The organism is Clostridium nigeriense (assembly GCF_050585265.1).
In the GTDB taxonomy this organism is placed as follows: Bacteria; Bacillota; Clostridia; order Clostridiales; family Clostridiaceae; genus Clostridium; species Clostridium nigeriense_B.
Genome location: NZ_JBNOOE010000028.1, coordinates 1 through 19,779, shown reverse-complemented (window position 1 = coordinate 19,779; position 19,779 = coordinate 1). Strand labels below are relative to the sequence as shown.

17 protein-coding genes are annotated in these 19,779 nt (G+C 27.6%); 14 read left to right on the top strand and 3 right to left on the bottom strand.

Annotation, left to right across the window (positions count from 1 at the left end; all coding sequences use genetic code 11):
- Nucleotides 1-255: 255 nt before the first annotated feature.
- The 8 genes from ACQPVP_RS16410 to ACQPVP_RS16375 all read left to right on the top strand — a co-directional run bounded on the left by ACQPVP_RS16410 (nt 256) and on the right by ACQPVP_RS16375 (nt 9,905).
- On the top strand, nt 256-1,215 hold the full coding sequence (locus tag ACQPVP_RS16410; RefSeq protein WP_430851781.1) for a polysaccharide deacetylase family protein: 960 nt from the start codon (nt 256-258) through the stop codon (nt 1,213-1,215).
- A gap of 121 nt (nt 1,216-1,336) precedes the next feature.
- Complete coding sequence (locus ACQPVP_RS16405; protein ID WP_430851779.1) at nt 1,337-2,017, top strand: response regulator transcription factor; 681 nt, start codon at nt 1,337-1,339, stop codon at nt 2,015-2,017.
- Nucleotides 2,014-3,402 carry an ATP-binding protein gene (locus ACQPVP_RS16400; RefSeq protein WP_430851777.1) on the top strand — a complete coding sequence of 463 codons (1,389 nt, stop codon included), beginning with the start codon at nt 2,014-2,016 and terminating at the stop codon, nt 3,400-3,402. Before ACQPVP_RS16405 ends, ACQPVP_RS16400 begins: the two co-directional genes overlap by 4 nt.
- 1 nt (nt 3,403) lies before the next feature.
- Nucleotides 3,404-4,885: a hypothetical protein gene (locus ACQPVP_RS16395; RefSeq protein WP_430851775.1), complete on the top strand. Its 1,482-nt coding sequence runs from the start codon at nt 3,404-3,406 to the stop codon at nt 4,883-4,885.
- Nucleotides 4,886-4,888: 3 nt separating this feature from the next.
- Nucleotides 4,889-6,268, top strand: coding sequence for a TldD/PmbA family protein (locus ACQPVP_RS16390; protein WP_430851773.1), 1,380 nt, complete (start codon nt 4,889-4,891; stop codon nt 6,266-6,268).
- 13 nt (nt 6,269-6,281) lie between these two features.
- Nucleotides 6,282-7,625: a TldD/PmbA family protein gene (locus ACQPVP_RS16385; protein WP_430851771.1), complete on the top strand. Its 1,344-nt coding sequence runs from the start codon at nt 6,282-6,284 to the stop codon at nt 7,623-7,625.
- 191 nt (nt 7,626-7,816) lie between these two features.
- Nucleotides 7,817-8,722 (top strand): ABC transporter ATP-binding protein, encoded by a 906-nt coding sequence (locus ACQPVP_RS16380; protein WP_430851769.1) that lies wholly within the window; start codon nt 7,817-7,819, stop codon nt 8,720-8,722.
- Entirely contained in the window at nt 8,715-9,905 is a 1,191-nt protein-coding gene (locus ACQPVP_RS16375) for an ABC transporter permease (RefSeq protein ID WP_430851767.1), read from the top strand. The genes ACQPVP_RS16380 and ACQPVP_RS16375 overlap by 8 nt, the downstream gene beginning before the upstream one ends.
- 105 nt (nt 9,906-10,010) lie before the next feature.
- Here ACQPVP_RS16375 and ACQPVP_RS16370 read toward each other — a convergent pair whose 3' ends face one another.
- Nucleotides 10,011-11,810 carry an LTA synthase family protein gene (locus ACQPVP_RS16370; protein ID WP_430851783.1) on the bottom strand — a complete coding sequence of 600 codons (1,800 nt, stop codon included), beginning with the start codon at nt 11,808-11,810 and terminating at the stop codon, nt 10,011-10,013.
- 322 nt (nt 11,811-12,132) lie between these two features.
- Here ACQPVP_RS16370 and ACQPVP_RS16365 point away from each other — a divergent pair, with 322 nt between their 5' ends.
- Entirely contained in the window at nt 12,133-13,083 is a 951-nt protein-coding gene (locus ACQPVP_RS16365) for an NAD(P)/FAD-dependent oxidoreductase (protein WP_430851765.1), read from the top strand.
- Nucleotides 13,084-13,156: 73 nt separating this feature from the next.
- Here the strand turns inward: ACQPVP_RS16365 and ACQPVP_RS16360 are convergent, their stop codons facing one another.
- Entirely contained in the window at nt 13,157-13,747 is a 591-nt protein-coding gene (locus tag ACQPVP_RS16360; RefSeq protein WP_430851763.1) for a GDSL-type esterase/lipase family protein, read from the bottom strand.
- A gap of 5 nt (nt 13,748-13,752) precedes the next feature.
- Complete coding sequence (locus tag ACQPVP_RS16355; RefSeq protein WP_430851761.1) at nt 13,753-14,376, bottom strand: RusA family crossover junction endodeoxyribonuclease; 624 nt, start codon at nt 14,374-14,376, stop codon at nt 13,753-13,755.
- Between the two features lie 209 nt (nt 14,377-14,585).
- Between ACQPVP_RS16355 and tsaD the strand changes: the two genes are divergently transcribed.
- From tsaD to eutH, 5 genes are all read left to right on the top strand, one after another.
- A complete protein-coding gene (gene tsaD, locus ACQPVP_RS16350) occupies nt 14,586-15,596 on the top strand; it encodes a tRNA (adenosine(37)-N6)-threonylcarbamoyltransferase complex transferase subunit TsaD (RefSeq protein WP_430851759.1) in 1,011 nt (336 codons plus the stop codon).
- Between the two features lie 21 nt (nt 15,597-15,617).
- Entirely contained in the window at nt 15,618-16,646 is a 1,029-nt protein-coding gene (locus tag ACQPVP_RS16345; protein ID WP_430851757.1) for an alpha/beta fold hydrolase, read from the top strand.
- 92 nt (nt 16,647-16,738) lie between these two features.
- Nucleotides 16,739-17,986 carry a S1C family serine protease gene (locus tag ACQPVP_RS16340; RefSeq protein ID WP_430851755.1) on the top strand — a complete coding sequence of 416 codons (1,248 nt, stop codon included), beginning with the start codon at nt 16,739-16,741 and terminating at the stop codon, nt 17,984-17,986.
- A 136-nt stretch (nt 17,987-18,122) separates the two neighbouring features.
- Complete coding sequence (locus tag ACQPVP_RS16335; RefSeq protein WP_430851753.1) at nt 18,123-18,515, top strand: carboxypeptidase regulatory-like domain-containing protein; 393 nt, start codon at nt 18,123-18,125, stop codon at nt 18,513-18,515.
- Between the two features lie 103 nt (nt 18,516-18,618).
- Nucleotides 18,619-19,692, top strand: a complete 1,074-nt coding sequence (gene eutH / locus ACQPVP_RS16330; RefSeq protein WP_430851751.1) for an ethanolamine utilization protein EutH — start codon at nt 18,619-18,621, stop codon at nt 19,690-19,692.
- Nucleotides 19,693-19,779 lie beyond the last annotated feature (87 nt).

Below are 19,779 nucleotides of genomic sequence, written 5' to 3'. Positions count from 1 at the left end.
CCGTGGTAGCTCAATGGTGGAGCACTCGGCTGTTAACCGATAGGTTGGAGGTTCGAATCCTCTCCACGGAGCCATTTATATTTTAAGGAACTTTATAAGAGTAGATTATAATCTATTGTTATAAAGTTCTTTTTATTTTAGTTTAGCTTATGTAACCTTTTCGTAATCATTATTCAACTTATTGTAAAGATTAACATAGATAATTATCTTATAATTAAATCAAGGACAAGCAATAAGTAGAAATGAGGAAGCAAAATGAATAAGAGTGAATTAATAAAAAGAAAAAAAAGAAAAAGAATAATACGAATAAGAAGAATGATTTTATTTACAGTAATGTTATTAATCAGTACAATCATTATGTTTCAAATTTTTGATAAAATAGATAGATTCAATACAAACTCCTACAAAGAGGCAGAAGCTTTAACAAGCGATAATGAAAATGTTACAGAGAATATAGAAGAAGATAAAACTGATAAGGAAGAAGAAACAGTAAATGAATTGGATAACTCAGGATATCTTAGCTTAGAAGAGGATATTAATGCTGATGATGCTTCTAAAGTTCTTCCTGAAACTATGTATAAATGGAACTTTTATAGGCAAGATGGTAAAAAAATTGCATACTTAACTTTTGATGATGGACCATCGGAGCATTCTACTGAGAAAATATTAGATATATTAAACCAAAATGATATAAAAGCTACATTTTTTACATTAGGCTCATCAATAGAAAAAAATAGTAAAGCGCAACAACTTTTGAAAAGGATGGCAAATGAGGGGCATGCAATTGGAAGTCATGGATATTCTCATGATTATTCAATACTTTATCCTAATAGAACAGTTGATGTACAAGCAGTAAGCAATGATTTTAAAAAGAATGATGAAATATTAAAAGAGATGTTAGGAAAGGATTTTTCTACAAGAGTTATAAGATTACCAGGTGGGCATTCAAGTTGGAAAGGAACAGAGACTCTAGATAAATATTTAGAAGAAAGTAATATATGGCAAGTAGATTGGAATGCATTAAATGGAGATGCAGAAGGAAGAGATTTTCCAAAGGAAGTATTATTAAATAGATTAAAAGAGACTGTAGGAGATCAAGATGTTGTGATTATACTTATGCATGATACAGATAATAAGAAAGGTACAGTAGAGTATTTACAAAGTGCTATAGATTATTTGAAATCTCAGGGGTTTGAATTTAGAACATTAAAATAATATGGAGGCTATATTATAAGCATTTTAATTATAAAAAATGATTTTAATATAGCTTTTTATTGTTATATTTAGGGTATAATTTAAGTAGAATTAATATAAATTTAAGTTAAGAGGTGACTAAATGAATAAAATATTATTGGTTGAAGATGAGGAAAGTATAAGAGGATTTTTAAAAATAAATTTACAAAGAAGTAATTTTAATGTTATAGAAGCATCTACTGGTGAAGAAGGTTTAGAATTGGCTAATAAAGAAGCACCTAAGATAGCTATTTTAGATGTAATGTTACCAGGTATAGATGGATTTATGGTTTGTAATAAACTGAGAAAAGATTTTCCGGATATGGGGATAATAATGCTTACAGCAAAAGGACAGGATATGGATAAGATAATGGGATTAGAATATGGAGCAGATGATTATATAGTGAAACCTTTTAATCCATTAGAAGTGGTATTAAGAGTTAAAGCATTATTAAGAAGACTAGGTGAAGATGATAAGGATAAATTAGAATTAGGACCCTTTACAATAGATTTGTATTCTCAAAAGGTAATTAAGAATAATATGGAAATAGATGTTACCCCAAAAGAATATTTATTAATGAAGATCTTTTTGGAAAATCCAAATAAAGCCTTTACTAGAGATGAATTATTAGATTTAGTTTGGGGAGAAAATTATTTTGGAGATGCAAAAATTATAGATGTGAATATAAGAAGGCTACGAGCAAAAGTTGAAGATAAGCCTTCTAGACCAGATTATATAGAAACTGTATGGGGGATAGGTTATAGGTGGAAATCAAAGGAATGAAAAGCATAAGAAATCAGCTGTTAAAGGGAATAGTAGTAATTATTTTTTCTACTGTAATGGTGTTAAGTATATTACTTATGATCTTTATTAGAAAATATTATTATGATAATACTGAAAACTTATTAAAAAGCAGAATAGAGGTATCTATAAGCTTTTATAACAAATATTTTTCTTCTAAGTCATTAGTAGAAAATATATATGACAATGTAGATGCATTTTGGAATGAAAATAATGCTCAAGTTGAAATATTTGATGCTAATGGCAATTTAATTATGGATTCTATAGGAATTAAAGATAACAAGTTAATAAATGCACCAGATATAGAAAAAGCATTAAAAGGAGAGCCATCTAGGTGGATTGGGAAGGTAGACTATTACAATAAAAAAGTTATGACAGTTTCTTATCCATTACAAATAGATGGAGAGATAATTGGAATAATTAGATTTATAACTTCATTAGAGGAAGTAGATAATGTTATAACTAATATAATGATAATTTTTATAAGTATATCTATAGGAGTATTAATTCTAGGTATTATATTAAGTATAATACTATCTAATAGCATAATTAATCCTATAAAATACTTAAATAATGTTGCAGAAAAAATGGGTAGTGGTAATTTGAATGTTAGAAGTAATATAGATAGTAAAAATGAAATTGGTCAGTTATCTAATACTTTAAATTTCATGGCAGATGAGATATCAAAAAGAGAACAACTTAAAAATGAATTTATATCTCAAGTTTCACATGAACTTAGAACTCCGTTAACAGCTATTAAGGGATGGACAATAACTTTAAATAGTGAAGAAACAGACAAAGATATATTAAAACTTGGGTTCGAAATAATAGAAAAAGAAACAGATAGGCTTACCTTGATGGTAGAAGAGCTATTAGATTTCTCAAGACTTATAAACGAAAATGTAAGTTTAGATCTTAATAAAGTTAATATCGAAGCTTTTATTAAGCATATAGAATCATTTATGGCACCTAGAGCTAATAAAGATGATATTGAACTAAAGTTTTTTACAGAAGCTGAAGGCTTTATGTATATAGATAGTAATAGGCTAAAGCAAGTTTTTATTAATTTATTAGATAATGCTTTTAAATTTACAGAAGCTAAAGGACATGTTACTTTCACTACATTAAAATTAAATAAAGATATAAAATTTATTATAGAAGATGATGGATGTGGAATATCAGAAGAAGATTTACCTAAAGTTAAGCAAAAGTTCTTTAAAGGAAAAAATTCAAATTCTAAAAATGGGATAGGGCTATCTATTTGTGATGAAATTATAAAACTTCATAATGGAGAATTTAATATTTATAGTAAATTGGGAATAGGTACAAAGGTGGAAGTTATTATTCCAATTCTTAAGGAGGAATAATATGAAAATACTAAAAAAGTTTTTATCATTACTATTTATTTTTATATTTACATTCAACATTGGTTGTAGTAAAGTAAGTGGAAAAGATACACAATCAATAAAAGCGCCAGATAATGAAAATTTAAGTATTAAAGGTACATGGAAAATTGAAGATATTAATATATTAGATGAGGAAATTGAAAATAAGAATGAGATATTATCACTTAAAGATTCATTAATTAGTATATCCACTAATAATCTTTCAATTTTTAATAAATCTTTTTCAAACCCATCCTTTAAACTTAAAGTAGTAGATAGTGACTACATTTTATCTTATGAGTTAAACCTAACTTTAAGAGATATAATAGAAACTGAAGATATGGTTGATATAATATCATTAGTAGCATCTAATAATCTAATAGGTGAGTTCATTATTACTGATAATGATAATGGATATTTATTTTATTCAGGATTACTATTAAAATTAGTTAGAGAAGATAATAATCCAAGGGATATAGAAGAATCTTCAAACATGATTGAAACTGAAATATTAGATGATGATTACAATAGTGATGTAGGAGTTATGCTTGCTTTAAAAACACCTAGAGTAGAATTAGAAGATGGAACTTATACTGATTCAAGTTATAGAACTTTATGGATATCATTTAAGAACAATAAAATACAGCCAATAATAGAGAAAGAGGATATTATTTTTCCAAGAATAAATGGTATATGGACTATACAAAAGGAAGTAGAAAATAACAATAACCAACATATTGAGTATTTTATATCGAAACCTATTGATGGAAAAGTTGATTCTCAAGTAATAGACCAAACATCAGTAAATGTATATAAGGATATAAATTTTATTGCTAATGATTATATTTCTATTGAAAAATACGAAGGAAATGATTTTAAAAATATTTTCCCTATATATCAAACAATTCCTATAGATAATATAAATTCTAAGCAAGGGCTTAGTATAGAAGAAATATATTCTAATGAAATAAAAGAAAAATATGAAAGAGATTTTAATGAAGCTTTAGGAGAGATATCAAGAGTAAATAATGAAGATTTAGTACCTATAGTAGATTATACTAACTTTACAATAAAAAGAATTGAAGGAAAATGGACATTAATTGGAAAAATTAAGTCTCAAAATACTAATGAAGAAGGCAGAGATTATAAAATATCTATAAATCCAAGTAAGAACATATTAAATTATGATACATTATTAATTCCATGGAAAGATTTTAAAGGTGGATTTCCATTTATAGAAGATGCATATACTGCCCCAACAGGTAGAGTTGCCATAGTAATATTTAATAATAAATTAATAGTTTATGAAGTAGAAGATAGAAATATAAAAGGTGGTCCATTAGTAGAAATTGATTTAAATGAAAGTGAAGAAGTAATAATGGCAGAATGGGCAAGTGGAGCCTATGTTGATACTTGGGATAGGGCGTTTAAGGATGGTATAAAAATAAGTATGGAGGATGATTAAATTATGTTGTCAAAAGATATATTATCTAGTGTTTTAGCTAGATGTTTAATAACAGGAGGAGATTTTGCAGAAATATTTGAAGAAGATACTATAGATACTTCTATAAGTATTTTAAATGGCAAAGTTGAAAATTCTATATCAGGAAGAACACATGGAATAGGAATAAGAATTTTTAAAGGATTTAAGAGCGTTTATGCTTACACTAATAATACAAGTTTATCTGGTTTATTAGATACTGCTGAAAAAGCAGCATTAGCTCTTGGAGAGTTAAAAGAAGAAATAAGCATAGTTTTAAATAGAAAAGAAATAATTAATAATAACCCAATATTATATATACCTTCATCAGTAAGTACTGATAGAAAAATTAAGGTTATGAAGGCTGGATATAAGGCAGCAAAAGAATATAATGATGAAATATCTCAAGTATCAGTAGGATATTTAGATAAAGAACAAAATATATTAATTGCTAATACTGAAGGTTTATTAACTGAAGATAAAAGAGTTAGAACAAGATTAGCAATAAGTTCTGTGGCTTCTGCTAATGGTGAAAATCAAACTGGTTTTGAAGGTCCAGGAGCACATAAAGGATTTGAATTATTTGATACTATTGATCCGGAATATTATGGAAGAGAAGCATCGAGGGTTGCTCATACTATGCTACATGCAAAGACTTGTCCAGCAGGTAAGATGACAGTTGCTATAGATAATGGCTTTGGTGGTGTTATATTCCATGAGGCTTGTGGACATTCTTTAGAAGCTACTGCAGTTGCAAAAGGAAATTCAGTATTTACAAATATGATTGGAAAGCAAATTGCTTCAACAAAGGTTACAGCTATAGATGACGGTACTATTCCTAATGCTTGGGGATCATTAAATATTGACGATGAAGGAAATAAGACTAGAAAGAATGTATTAATTGAAAATGGAATACTAAAGGGATATTTAATAGATAAATTAAATGGTAGAAGAATGGGAATGGAAGCAACAGGAAGCTCGAGAAGACAAAATTATAAATATGCCCCAACATCAAGAATGACAAATACTTATATTGCAGCAGGAAATGATGATGATGCAGAAATAATTAAATCTATTTCCAATGGATTATACGCAAAGAAAATGGGTGGTGGATCTGTAAATCCAGTAACAGGAGAATTTAACTTTGCTGTATCAGAAGGATATATAGTTAGAAATGGTGAAATACAAGAACCAGTTAGAGGTGCAAGCCTTATAGGTAAAGGTAGCGAAGTTTTAATGAATATAGATATGGTAGGAAAGAATTTAGAACAATGTCAAGGTATGTGTGGATCTGTATCAGGAAGTATTCCAACTAATGTGGGTCAGCCTATGATTAGAGTTAAGGAAATAACAGTAGGTGGAAGATAAGGGGGAATATATTATGGAATTAAAAGAATTTATTGATGAATTATTTAAACAAGCTAAAAATAATGGCTTTGATGAGTATGAAGTTTATTATGTTGATAGAGAAAGTTTAAGCATAAATGTTTATAACGAAGAAGTTGAAAAATATAATTTAACTACTTCTTATGGGTTATCTTTTAGAGGAAAGATAAATGGAAAAATAGGATATTCTTATACTGAAATATTAGATGAAGATGCAATAAAAATGCTGGTAAAGAATGCTAAAGAAAGTGCATTAGCTATTGAAAATGAAGATATTCAATTTATTTACGAAGGCGACAAGGAATATAAAGAAGTAAATTCTTATTATAAAGCTTTAGAAAACCTTCCAGCAGATAAGTTAATAGATTTAGCATTAAATATGGAAAAGGAATCTAAGAAATTAGATAGTAGGGTTAGTAGCTTTGGAGGCTGTGGAATAGGTTATAGTAAATCTAAATATGGAATTATTAATTCTAAGGGATTAAATCTAGAAAATAAGTCTAATTTACTAAGTGCATATGTTGTACCAATTATTAAAGTTGGAGAGGATATGCAAGATGGAATGGGTTATATAACAGCAAATTCTTTAGAAGAAGTAGATCCTAAGAAATTGGCTAAGGATGGAATAAATGAAGCTATTTCAAGAATAGGTGGCAAATCAATTTCTTCAGGTAAGTATAAAACTATAATTAACAATGAAGCAATGGTTTCAATGCTTTCAACTTTTGCAGGAGTATTTAGTGGGGATGCAGTTCAAAAGGGATTAAGTTTATTAAAAGATAAAGAAGGAGAAATAATAGCAAGTAAAAAAGTAACATTATTAGATGATCCTCATTTAGAAAATGGATTATCATCAGTTCCTTTTGATGATGAAGGTGTAGCTACTCAAAAGAAGGATATAATCCATGAAGGAAAATTAATAACTTTACTTCATAATTTAAAAACTGCCTATAAGGGAAATACAAAATCAACAGGAAATGGATTCAAAAGTTCTTATGCTTCTCCAGTAGGAGTTTCACCAACTAACTTCTATATTCAAAAAGGAACTAAATCTTTTGATGAGTTATTAGAAGAGGTAGGAGAAGGGCTATTAATTACTGAATTTGCAGGGCTACATTCAGGAGCAAATTCAATAACAGGAGATTTTTCATTAGCAGCAAAAGGTTTTTATATTAAAGATGGTAAAAAAGATTTCCCTGTTGAACAAATAACAGTAGCAGGAAACTTCTTTGATTTATTAAAGAATGTTATAGAAGTTGGATCTGATTTGAAATTCCCAATGAGTAGTGTAGGAAGTCCATCTATAAGAGTTGAAGGATTAAGTATAGCTGGAAAATAACTAAAAAATATTATATATAGATTAAAAAAGGAGAGTTTTTGCAATTTTGCAATGCTCTCTTTTTATATTTTGAACATTTCCAAAGCAACCTAAAACAGCTTTATAAGAAAATATTTTTGTAAAAGAATGTATACAAAAAAAATGTTAATTTATGGTATAATGAAATACGATATGATAAGGGGGAGATTGTTATGAGCATTTTAAGCATTGAAAATATAAATAAGAGTTATAAAAATAAATCAGTATTAAAAGACATTAGTTTTTCAATAAATGAAGGTGAAATAGTAGCATTAATAGGTCCTAATGGGGCTGGGAAAACTACTCTTATGAAGATAATTTCAAATTTATTAGATCAGGATTCTGGTACAGTGAAAATTTGTGGATTATTAGCAAAAGATAATAGAGTAGATTATTTATCTAAATTTTCTAGTATAATTGAAACACCATCTTTATATGAAATGTTAAGTGGATATGAAAATATTAACTTTATTCGAAAAATAAATAATATTTCAATGGAAAAAATGAATAGTATTTTGAAGTTTATAAACATAGGTAAATCTATAAATGATAAAGTAAAAAATTATTCCTTAGGGATGAAACAAAGATTAGCACTAGGGATAGCATTAATTAATGAGCCTAAATTATTAATATTAGATGAACCAACTAATGGATTAGATCCAGAGGGAGTTATAGAATTTAGAGGATTATTAAAAAAATTTGCAAGTGAGAGTGGAATGAGTATATTAATATCATCTCATATTTTATCAGAGTTAGATAAGATTTGTACAAGAGTGTTATTTATAAAAGATGGAGAATTAGTAGAAATTGAAGATATTAATAAAAATAATGATATTCAAATTGTTATATTGGTTGTGGAAAATCCCGAAGAAATTATTAAGTTAATACAAGAAATTGATTTAGTAGATAAAGTTAATATTATTGACAATAAGTTAATTATACAGGTAGATAAAAATAAGACTTCAAAATTAATATCTATATTAATAGAAAAAAATATAGAATATAGTAATATCGAAATACAAAATACTAACATAGAAAAAATTTATAGAGATGTCTATCTAGGAGGCAAAAATGAGTAGCTTAATAGGATTTGAAATAAAGAAATTTTGCAATAGAAGAAAAAATTTATTAGTACTAATACTATTTATAATACTATCTATAATTTTTATAACTTTAAATTCTAGCCTAGAGAGTCAATTAGAAAAAAGTGAAGGTGCATCAATAGATTTGGAAATTCAATCTGTAGAAGATGCATTAATAAAAACTAAAAGTGAAATTGAGAGAATACCAGATAATGAAAAATTAAAAATTATAAATAGTAATTATGAAGAAGAGCTAAATTTACTTAAAGATCTAAAAAATGCATATGCAAGTGAAGATTTTAACAAATATTTAGAAAGCAAAATACAATTAGATAAAAATTTGTTGACTAATATAGAGAATGGAAATGTAATATCATCACAGACACCAAATGAAATAAGCCAAAATATAGAGCTAAACACTATTTTATTAGAAGAAGGTATAAAACCAATATATACATCAGTTTCCATGGAGGGATTTAATTTTATTAACTTATTTTTAAATAATCCAATTTCAATATTAATAGTTATTTTTATAATAATTTTAAGTGCAGATATTGTATCTAGTGAATATGATTCTAATACTTACAAACTATTATTTACTCAACCAATAAGTAAAATTAATATTTTGTTAAGTAAAGTAGTAGCAACATTAATAATGGTGACTATAACTTTGTTTGGAATAATAACAATATGCTTTCTTACTCTTGGATTTACAAAGGGGGTTGGGGATATAAATTATCCGATACAATTTTACAATAATGGAGTTACTGAATATATAAGTATAGGGAAATTTATATTATTTGAGTTAGTACTATTTATAATTCTAATTACCTTTATTTCTATTCTATCTGTAGCTATTTCATCATTTAGTAAAAGTACAAGTAATTCAATAGCAGTTTCAATAATTATTACTGTAGCAGGATATATGCTTTCAAGTAAGGGGTTTTTTGTAAAGTTTGCACATTTAAATCCATTTGTTTATTTTGATCTATCAAATGTACTAAAAGGAAGTTTAGCAACTTCCTATGGAAATAGTAATATTAGCTTTAAGTATGGAGCAATAACATTAGTTTTATCAATAATAATTTTATTAATAGTAAATGTATTATTATTTAAAAGGGATAGTATATTTTTTAATAAAATATGTAAATTAAATTCTTTAAGAGCTCATGAAAGATAATCAATATTGAATAATAATTTAAGAACATAATAAAAAATTAGCCCTTGCATAACTTTAATTCTGCAAGGGCTAATTTTTATTTATTAAAAGAATGAATTAGATGTTTTATTCTTTTTTTGATAAGTAATTACTTCTTATCATTTTATCTGAAAGTTCAACTATATTTTTATACAATTCTTTTTCTTCATCTGTAAGATTTTCACCTACAACATCAAGATTAGTAAGAACAGCAAATGATTTATTTGTGTTTAATAAGTTTCTTCCTAATGCAGTATTTATATATTTATCATTATCTACACCAAGAAGATATAATAGTGTTGGCATAATATCCACTTGTCCACCAATTGTATCAAAAGTTTTACTTTCTTTCATATCTTTTGACCAGATTATAAATGGTACAGTGTGATTACCGTCATCTAAATACCACTCTTCCTTATTTGATAATTTTTCTATTGAACTATTATAGTATTTATGAACTCCAGTATGGTCTCCTTCAATAACAACAACAGTATTATCAAGTAATCCTTCTTTGTCTAAAAGTTCAAGGAAAGTTCCAATTTGAGTATCTGTATATTTAATACTTTCGAAATAACCACCAAGTTCACTATTATCTAGTTCATCATCTAAACCAAGAACTCTTTTTTCTTCAGGAAGATCAAATGGTCCATGGCTAGTTAATGTAACTGTAAATGTATAAAAAGGTTCTTTTAACTCTTTAATCATTGGAACAACTTGTCTAAAGTAACTTTCATCAGATATTCCAAGACCAATTTCTTCATCTACGTTAAATGAGTAATAATCAACAAAGTGATTAAATCCGATTCCTTTAAGTCCATTTACATAGTTCCAGAAAGATCCCTTATCTGGATGTATTGCAATAGTGTCATAATTCATTTCTTCTAATAAATTAGGTAATGAATTATATGTTGTAGATGGATATCTGAAGAAGGTGCTACCCCTTCTTAATGGGAACATAGATGTATTTATCATTAGGTCTGAGTCAGAGCTAGTTCCTTCATTAACTTGTTCATAAATATTAGGGAAGTATAATCCCGTATTTATTAAGTTACTTAAAACAGGTGTTATTTTTTGACCATTAACTTCTTTTCCTATAATAAAGCTTTCTAAGGATTCTACTTGAATAACTAAAAGGTTTTTACCTTCTAACATTCCAGCATATTCATTATCAGGCAAATTTTCTTTTTGTGCAAAAAATTCATTTATTTGAGTAGTATCTTCTTTAGTAAGCTCATAAGGCTTAGAATCTTTATACACATTATATATGTCAAAAATATGATAGCCTATTGGAGAAAAATACATAGCTGTATTTGTTGGATCATAATTTGAAAATAAGTATCCATTTTTAACATCTTCATTTTTTAATATATGTAAATTAAAAGGAACGTAAGCTATAAATAATATACTAGATATAAGTATAACTAAAAATGTTATAGGAGCTCTTCTTTTTACCTTAGTGTAAGATTTTCTAGTGAAGAATACAAATATTCCTAAAACAACAAAGTCAATTAATAATAGAAAATCCATATTGCTAAACATTGAAGAGATAGTTCCACCCATATTATCTAAGTTTGCTGTTTGGGTTAATAGTAATGCAGAAGGCATTGTTAAGAAGCCTCTAAAATAACCTAAATCTAAGAAAATTAATGCAGTTACTAATATATCTATAAGAAATAAGTAAATAACTCTTCCTTTACCTTTAAATAGTAATGAAAAGCTAAGGAATATTAAAGTAAAAGCGTAGTAATAATTAATAAAAGATTTTGCTGAAGTAAGTCCTAAAGAAAAATTTAAACTATAGGGATCTTCATTAGCAACAAAGCCTTGGAAAATAATACATTTTAAAATTATAGCCACGAAGGGAATTAAGAATAATAAAATTCTCATTATACCATCAAAGCTAAGTACATTAGAAATTTTATTTTTAATAGATTTTAAAAACTTGTCCAAGATATAATTACCTATTATAGTGAACAAAACTAATAAAGTTCACTAAATTTCCTTTCTTTAAGTTTGCAACACTTAAATTATAGTATAGGGTATTTTATAAATCAAACACGATTTTATTAATTTTTTATTTATAAATAATTTATAATTTTAAAAAAGTATTGTTAAAATTGAAGAGTCTAGTTAGTAGGCAATGTTATATTTAATATTTTTTATGATATAATATAAATATGTTTATATTTAACATTAATGGAGGTTACCTATGCTTCAATATGACTTAATAATAATTGGAGGAGGAGCATCTGGGCTTTCTGCAGGGGTTTCTGCTCTTCAAAATGGAATAAAAAAAGTTCTAATACTAGAAAGAAATAGCGATTTAGGTGGAAATTTAAATTTATTTATACATGGTGGATTCGGAAAATATTATTTAGGGGAAGACGTTACAGGACCAGAACTAGCTAGTGAGCTTATTAGGGAGTTTAAGGCTAATGGAGGAGAGTATAAGCTTGATACAGAGGTACTTGATCTAACTGATGATAAAATAGTTTCTTATGTAAATCCTGAAGAAGGAATACAAGATATAAAAGCTAGGGCAGTAATAATAGCGTCAGGTTGTAGAGAAAAATATACAGGAAATATTAATGTACCTATTCATAAATATACTGGAATATATACTTTAGTATCTGCTCATAAATTAGTTAACTTACAGGGATACTTGCCAGGAAGAGAAGTGGTTATTTTAGGAAAAAACAATTGGTCTTTAATTTTAGCTAGAAGGTTATTTATTGAAGGCGCAAAGGTTAATGCTATAATAGATGGATCTAATAAGGGATTTCTCGATGAAAATGGGAAAAGTTTCATAAAAGGCTTTGATATAAATATAATTAAAAATAATAGAGTAGTAGACTTATATGGAAATGAGAGAATAGAAGGTATAGATATTGAAAATAATAGTGATGGAACTGTAAATAGTATAAAGTGTGATTCACTAATTTTAACAGTTGGATATTCTCCCGAGATACAATTTCTTAGAAAGACTAATATTAACATAGATGAAAAAAGACATATTATAGTTAATAATAATGAAACTTCAGTTGATGGGATATATGCTTGTGGAACAGTATTAACTAGAGATACTGAAATTTTTAGAAGTGGTGAAAATGGATATAAGGTGGGAAAAATAGTTTCTAAGTACTTAAAAAATAGTAACTAGTGAAAGTATAAAATAGCATATTATCAGTAGAAATATTATAAGAATATCTCTTAAATATGCTATTTCTATATTCCTATCTATTAATTGTTTTTAGAAATTCATTTAAGAATAATTTATGACCATTTTCATTGAAATGAATTCCATCTATGAAAATATCTTCTGAATTTATATTAAGAGTTAAGGAATAAAAATCTATGTAAATAATACTATATATTTTACAAATATTAATTAACTTTTCACGCAAAAGAGGAAGATATTTTTCACAATAATCATAGGTTAAAGAAGGCATAAATAGTTTATATGCATCTTTTTTTATTATTCTTGGAGGTATTCCTATAATCACATATTTAGTCTTTGTTAGAGATTCTTTAATCATTAGTTCAATATTATCTAGAATTAAATCTAAAGGTCTATTACTTAAAAGGTCATTAGTTCCTCCCATTATAAATATTTTTTCAGGATTAAACATAATAACATCTTCTGTAAATCTATTTAACATATCTGTAGTGGTATTTCCATTAACACCTTTATTAATAATATTACAATATCCAGCAGCATTTGAGCTTTTAAAACTTTCTACCCATGACTTATTTTTATTTACTCCATAACCAAAGGTTAAACTATCGCCTATAAAGACAAAATTATCTGATTTCAATATAATCACCTCAGTTAAAATAATTTGTTAAAACAGTTTCTGCAAATTAATGTTCTACCAGAATTACCTTTTATTAAATTTTCTTCCTTTACTTTTTTATTGCAGAATTCACAGACTAATTCATTGGTAGGTTCTTCTTTTTTAGTATTATTCTTTAATAACTTGGAAGTTGAACTTTTCTTTAGGCTTGAATAAATCTTTTTTTCACTAGGCTCAAGTTTTTCATTAACAGAATAAGAAATTTCATATTTGCTTTCACCAAAGAATTCAAGCTCAAATCGAGGATTTTCCTTATCATAAAACTCTTCTGTAATTATTCTAGTTATTTGGGCATCATTAACTATAAGGCCACTTTTTTCAATACCATCAAAAATACTTTTGGTTATATTAGCAGTATCAGGATGTCTTTTTTCGCTTTTATAATAAACTTTTAATATAGCAATAAGAGATTCATCTAATATAACCCCAGGGTTTTGAAGCTTTGCGTAGTAAGCTATTTGTTCTTCATATATTGCATATCTATCATGTGATTTCCCAGTATTACTAGGGAGAATAGCCCTACCATCTTTATTATGCAACTTAAAATTAGATTTTGTTATAGGGGATCCTGGTACAACTACCTTGGCATATGCGCTCATAAAAAAAACTCCTTCTAAAAAATTAATATATCATTAAGAATCAATTAATTCCAATAAAAAATAATGAATATTTTATTCATTCAGTATATAATAAACAATGTGACAAATGAAAGATAGAATAAGCTATAAGCTCTATTTTAATATACATTAATTAGATGGCTTTCACAATATTAGAAAAGAATAAGAAAGTTAAATTACGAGGTAAAAATATGGAAAGTAAATTAATATTATCAATAGAATCAAGCTGTGATGAAACATCAGCAGCAATAGTTAAAGAAGGTAGAGAAGTATTATCAAATATTATATCATCTCAAATTGAAACTCATAAGCAATATGGAGGCGTAGTGCCAGAAGTTGCTTCAAGGATGCATATAGAAGTTATTAATGAAGTAGTTACAGATGCTTTAAAAGAGGCAAATGTTACTTTAGAAGATATAGATGCCATAGGAGTTACTTATGGACCAGGATTAGTTGGAGCATTATTAGTAGGATTACAATATGCAAAGGGGCTTTCATATTCTTTAAAGAAGCCTTTAGTTGGTGTAAACCATATTGAAGGTCATATTTGTGCTAATTACATAGAGCATAAGGACTTAAAACCTCCTTTTGTATCATTAGTAGTATCAGGAGGACATACATTTATAGTTCATGTTAAAGATTATGGAGAATATGATGTTATAGGTCAAACAAGAGATGATGCAGCTGGAGAGGCTTATGATAAAGTTGCAAGGGCATTAGGACTTGGATATCCAGGTGGTCCTAAAATAGATAAGCTTGCAAAGGAAGGAAATGAAAATGCTATTGAATTTCCAAAGGCTAATTTCCATGATGAAACATTAGACTTCTCATTTAGTGGAGTTAAATCTGCTGTATTAAATTATTTGAATAAATGTAAGATGCAAAATGTAGAAATAAATAAAGCAGATGTTGCTGCATCTTTTCAAAAGGCAGTTATTGATGTTTTAAAGCAAAATGTATTAAAAACATGTAAACAAAAGAATGTAGATAAAATTGCAATTGCAGGAGGAGTAGCCTCTAATTCTGCGCTAAGAGAAACTTTGATAAGAGAGGCTTCAAAGGAAGGAATAAAAGTTTTATTCCCATCACAAGTTTTATGTACAGATAATGCAGCAATGATCGGAAGTGCAGCTTATTTTAATTATATAAAGGGATTAGAAGCACCTTTAAATATAAATGCAAAACCAAACTTAAAGTTATAGTGTGTAAGGGGGAAGGGAGAATTGAAACTTTTACCACATTCAAATGGCTTTTATAAGGTTAATATGAAGAAAGAATTGAAGCCAAAAGATATAGCTAAAAATATACTTGTATCTATATTAGTAGTGCTTTTAATTGGTTTTATATATCAAAGAATAAGTAATTTTATTGCAAATGAAACTTTAAAGGAAAGAGTTGACTATGCAAGAGTTGATAGTAAAAGGTTAGACTACTTAATGGATGGAGAGGGAAAATACACAGTAGTTTTTGATGGAAATATTGGAACTAATTTATATCAATGGTCTGAAGTATCCGATAAGCTTATTTCTGAATATGATGATGTAATTACATTTTCATATAATAGAAGGGGATATGGGTTTAGCGATAGTGGTTCAATAAGAACGCCTAAAGAGCAAGCAGAAGATTTGAAATCATTACTTAGCAAGGTTGCTGCTCCATCACCATATATATTAGTTGGAGAAGAATATGGAAGCTTGGTTTTAACGGAATTTGCAAAGGCTTATCCTGATTTAGTTGCAGGAATTGTTTTAGTAAATCCTTTAGTTGAAGATGTTATTAATACAAGTAGTTATAGAAAAAGTTTATTATTTCAAGGGATAAGAAGAAGAATAGAGAGTTTAGGTTCAGAAGTTGGACTTACAACATTGTTAGATAAAGTAAACTTAACTTGCAATACAGATGAATTTGAAGCGAAACTTGATGAAAGAGAACTTGAGGAATTCAAGGTTCATAGAACAAAATCAAGCTATAATACTGCAGTTAAAAATGAATTAAAGAATATAACATCTGGTAATAATTCTAGTCAAGAAGAAGGTGTATTTAGTTCCAAGCCATATTATTTAATTGCTAAACCTGGACAAGAAGTTTTAGGAAATTTAGGAGATCAGAATTTAACAACAGTATATAGTGTTAGTTACGAAGAGAATATTATATCTATGTATGAGCCAGATACAGTAATAAAAGGAATAAGACAAGTTATGAAGCAAGCCAAGGAAATAGAAAGGCTTGAAAAAAATAATACAGCAAGTTAAATTTGTTAGATATGTGTCATATAATTGTCACAAAGAAAGGTTATATTAATAAATATAGCAAGGAATTATTAATATTTTAGGAGGCTTTTCAAATGAACGAAGATAATATATATGACGTAGACAAATATGAAGAGGTTAGTGAGGAAAAAGAGAATGAAATTAAGGAAGACTTTATTGATGAAGATAAAACATTTGAAAAAGATTCATATGTTCATCCAATAAATGATATTTCAAGTACACCTAAAAGAAAGAAGAAAAAAGGAAATACTCTTTTTAAAGTAATAGCAATAGCTATAATAGCGGGATTACTAGGTGGAGGAATCGGAAGTGGTAGCGTATACTACTTATTGAAAAATAATATCATACAATCAAGTAATAAAGAAGTAGCTCAAAATCCACAAACATTTAGTACTGATTCAGAAGCTTTGACAGCTAGTGAAGCATTCGAAAAGGTAGCTCCAGCTGTAGTTATAGTATCAGTTAGTGGAGTAATAGATTATAGTGGAATTGTACCTCAAGAAACAGAAGGAATTGGTTCAGGATTTATAATAAATGAAGAAGGTTATATATTAACTAATTATCATGTTATAGAAGGTGCTAAGGAAGTTACAGTAACATTATCTGATGGAAATGATGTTAAGGCTAAAGTTGTAAATTATGATGAAAATCAAGATGTAGCAATGCTAAAGATAAGTGATGACAGTGTTAAAGTTCCAGGTGTAGTAGAACTTGGAGATTCTGATGCTTTAAAGCCAGGAGAACAAGTTATAGCAATTGGTACTCCTTTATCAAAAGAATTTAATCAAACTGTTACTAGCGGAATTGTAAGTGCAGTAAATAGAACAGTTGAAACAAGTTCTGGAGTACAATTAAACTTAATACAAACAGATGCGGCTATAAATCCTGGTAATAGTGGTGGACCTTTAGTTAATACAAAAGGTGAAGTAGTTGGAATTAATAATATGAAGATTGCTTCTGATTCTGTTGAAGGAATAGGTTTCTCAATTCCAATAAATGAAATTAAAGACAGAATAGAGTCTTTATCTAAACCAATATTAAACTTAGGGGTTTCAATAAGAGAAATTAGTTCAGATCTTTCTAAGCAATATAACATGGAAGAAGGATTATATATAGTGCAAGTAACAGAATTCTCTCCAGCAGAAAAGGCTGGTTTACAAGCTGGAGATGTAATAGTTAAATTTGATGGTCAAAGAATAAAAACTTTTGATGAATTAAAGGCTATTAGAGATACTAAAAATGAAGGCGATGTTGTAAGTGTTGAGGTAGTAAGAAATGGCGAAAATAAAACCTTTAACGTTCAACTAGAGGCCAAGGAATAATATATATTAAAAGACTAGTTCATATAAGGGCTAGTCTTTTTTATAAAAATAAAATCAAAAAATCACAATTTTTACTTTGCCGAATAGACTATAGTATAAACAAAACTTATATTTTAAAGCTTAGGAGGCAAAAGTTATGAGCGGAAGAATAGCATCATGTGAATTAAAGACAGGATGTAATGAACAAATTGAAGCAGTTATCAAATTACCAGAGGAAAAGAGATCAGTTATATTTGGAACAGTTTTAGATAGTAATAGAATGCCTGTAGTAGATGCAGTAGTAAAATTGTTACAAGTAGTTGAAGGATATAGATATCCTTATCCTCTAACACACACTTTCACAGATTGTCATGGACAATTCTTATTAGGACCATTATGCCCAAATACAAAATATATGTTAAAGATATATAAAGATAATATAGTAATAAAATATGCAGAATTAGAAACAACATCATTTAATGGTAAGTGTATAGGAAAACCTGACAATAATAGTGGAAACAACGGCGGAGAATGCGGTTGTAATTGTTAATTTATTAAAATTGAATAATACAAAAATGCTCCTTATATTAAGGGGCTTTTTTGTATTATAAAAATCTGATAAAATTATCTTAATTTAATATAGGAGAGTAGATATGGAAAAAGTGATGTTGTACATAGTTGGAGTATTTTTTATTATAGGGATAGTAGATTATATATTTGGAGGAAAACTAAATTTAAGTAAAGGAATAGAAGTCGGAATTCAAAGTATGGGATCTCTAGCTTTATCGATGATAGGAATTCTTTCTATAACTCCAATAATATCAGATTTTTTAACTAGATATTTTATTCCATTATTTAAGGCTAGTTTTATTGATCCAAGCATAATATCATCTTCTTTAATTGCTGTGGATATGGGAGGATATAAAATTGCTGAAGCAATAGGAAGAAGTAATGAAGAGATTTATTTTTCTGGAGTATTAATAGCATCTATTTTGGGGTGTACTATAAGTTTTACTTTACCATTAGCCTTAGGTATTATTAAGGAAGAGGATATTGATATATTATGCAGAGGAATATTATGTGGAATAGTTACTTTGCCAATAGGATTATTTTTAGGTGGAATCTTATTGAAAATGAGTATATTAAAAATTATTCAATGTCTATTACCAATAATGATTATATCTGTAGTTATAATAATAGGACTTTATAAGATTCCTGTAAAGATGATAAAATATTTTAAAGCTTTAGCTAAATTTATATTTATAATAGGGCTTGTAGGGTTAGGTCTTCAGGGATTTAAATCTATAACAGGAATAGAATTAGTAAGGAACCTATTACCTTTACAAGAGTCGATAACCATAGTTGGTAAAATAGCGATTTTTCTAGCAGGAGCTAATGTTATGCTTGAAGTAATAAAGTTAGTATTTAATAATAATATAAAGAAGTTAGAGCAAAAGTTAGGAATAAATTCAGCTTCTGTTACTGCTTTACTTGGAAGTTTGGCTTCAGCAGTTATAATATTTACGGATTTTGATAAGTTAGATAAAAGAGGAAAGTTAATATGTTCAGCTTTTTCAGTAGCTGGAGCTTATGTATTTGGTGGACAACTAGGATATGTAGTTACAGAAGCAAAAGATATTGCTTTAATTTATATAATAGTAAAACTTATCTGTGGATTTCTGGCAATTTTGTTAGCACTAAAAATGACAAAAGAAGTTGTTGAATAATGAAAAATTAAGGGGCTGTCTGTGTGACCAATGTCATTAAGTTAAGAAATTGGTTTTAAAAAAATCTACTAAGAGCAAGATATAAAT

Bases quoted from the DNA above. Each gene is read 5' to 3' on its own strand.
- ACQPVP_RS16335 (WP_430851753.1), top strand. From the start codon at position 18,123: ATGAGCGGAAGAATAGCATCATGTGAATTAAAGACAGGATGTAATGAA.
- ACQPVP_RS16340 (WP_430851755.1), top strand. From the start codon at position 16,739: ATGAACGAAGATAATATATATGACGTAGACAAATATGAAGAGGTTAGT.
- ACQPVP_RS16395 (WP_430851775.1), top strand. From the start codon at position 3,404: ATGAAAATACTAAAAAAGTTTTTATCATTACTATTTATTTTTATATTT.
- ACQPVP_RS16355 (WP_430851761.1), bottom strand. From the start codon at position 14,376: ATGAGCGCATATGCCAAGGTAGTTGTACCAGGATCCCCTATAACAAAA.
- ACQPVP_RS16385 (WP_430851771.1), top strand. From the start codon at position 6,282: ATGGAATTAAAAGAATTTATTGATGAATTATTTAAACAAGCTAAAAAT.
- ACQPVP_RS16365 (WP_430851765.1), top strand. From the start codon at position 12,133: ATGCTTCAATATGACTTAATAATAATTGGAGGAGGAGCATCTGGGCTT.
- ACQPVP_RS16375 (WP_430851767.1), top strand. From the start codon at position 8,715: ATGAGTAGCTTAATAGGATTTGAAATAAAGAAATTTTGCAATAGAAGA.
- ACQPVP_RS16370 (WP_430851783.1), bottom strand. From the start codon at position 11,810: ATGAGAATTTTATTATTCTTAATTCCCTTCGTGGCTATAATTTTAAAA.
- eutH (WP_430851751.1), top strand. From the start codon at position 18,619: ATGGAAAAAGTGATGTTGTACATAGTTGGAGTATTTTTTATTATAGGG.
- tsaD (WP_430851759.1), top strand. From the start codon at position 14,586: ATGGAAAGTAAATTAATATTATCAATAGAATCAAGCTGTGATGAAACA.
- ACQPVP_RS16380 (WP_430851769.1), top strand. From the start codon at position 7,817: ATGAGCATTTTAAGCATTGAAAATATAAATAAGAGTTATAAAAATAAA.
- ACQPVP_RS16400 (WP_430851777.1), top strand. From the start codon at position 2,014: ATGAAAAGCATAAGAAATCAGCTGTTAAAGGGAATAGTAGTAATTATT.
- ACQPVP_RS16405 (WP_430851779.1), top strand. From the start codon at position 1,337: ATGAATAAAATATTATTGGTTGAAGATGAGGAAAGTATAAGAGGATTT.
- ACQPVP_RS16410 (WP_430851781.1), top strand. From the start codon at position 256: ATGAATAAGAGTGAATTAATAAAAAGAAAAAAAAGAAAAAGAATAATA.
- ACQPVP_RS16390 (WP_430851773.1), top strand. From the start codon at position 4,889: ATGTTGTCAAAAGATATATTATCTAGTGTTTTAGCTAGATGTTTAATA.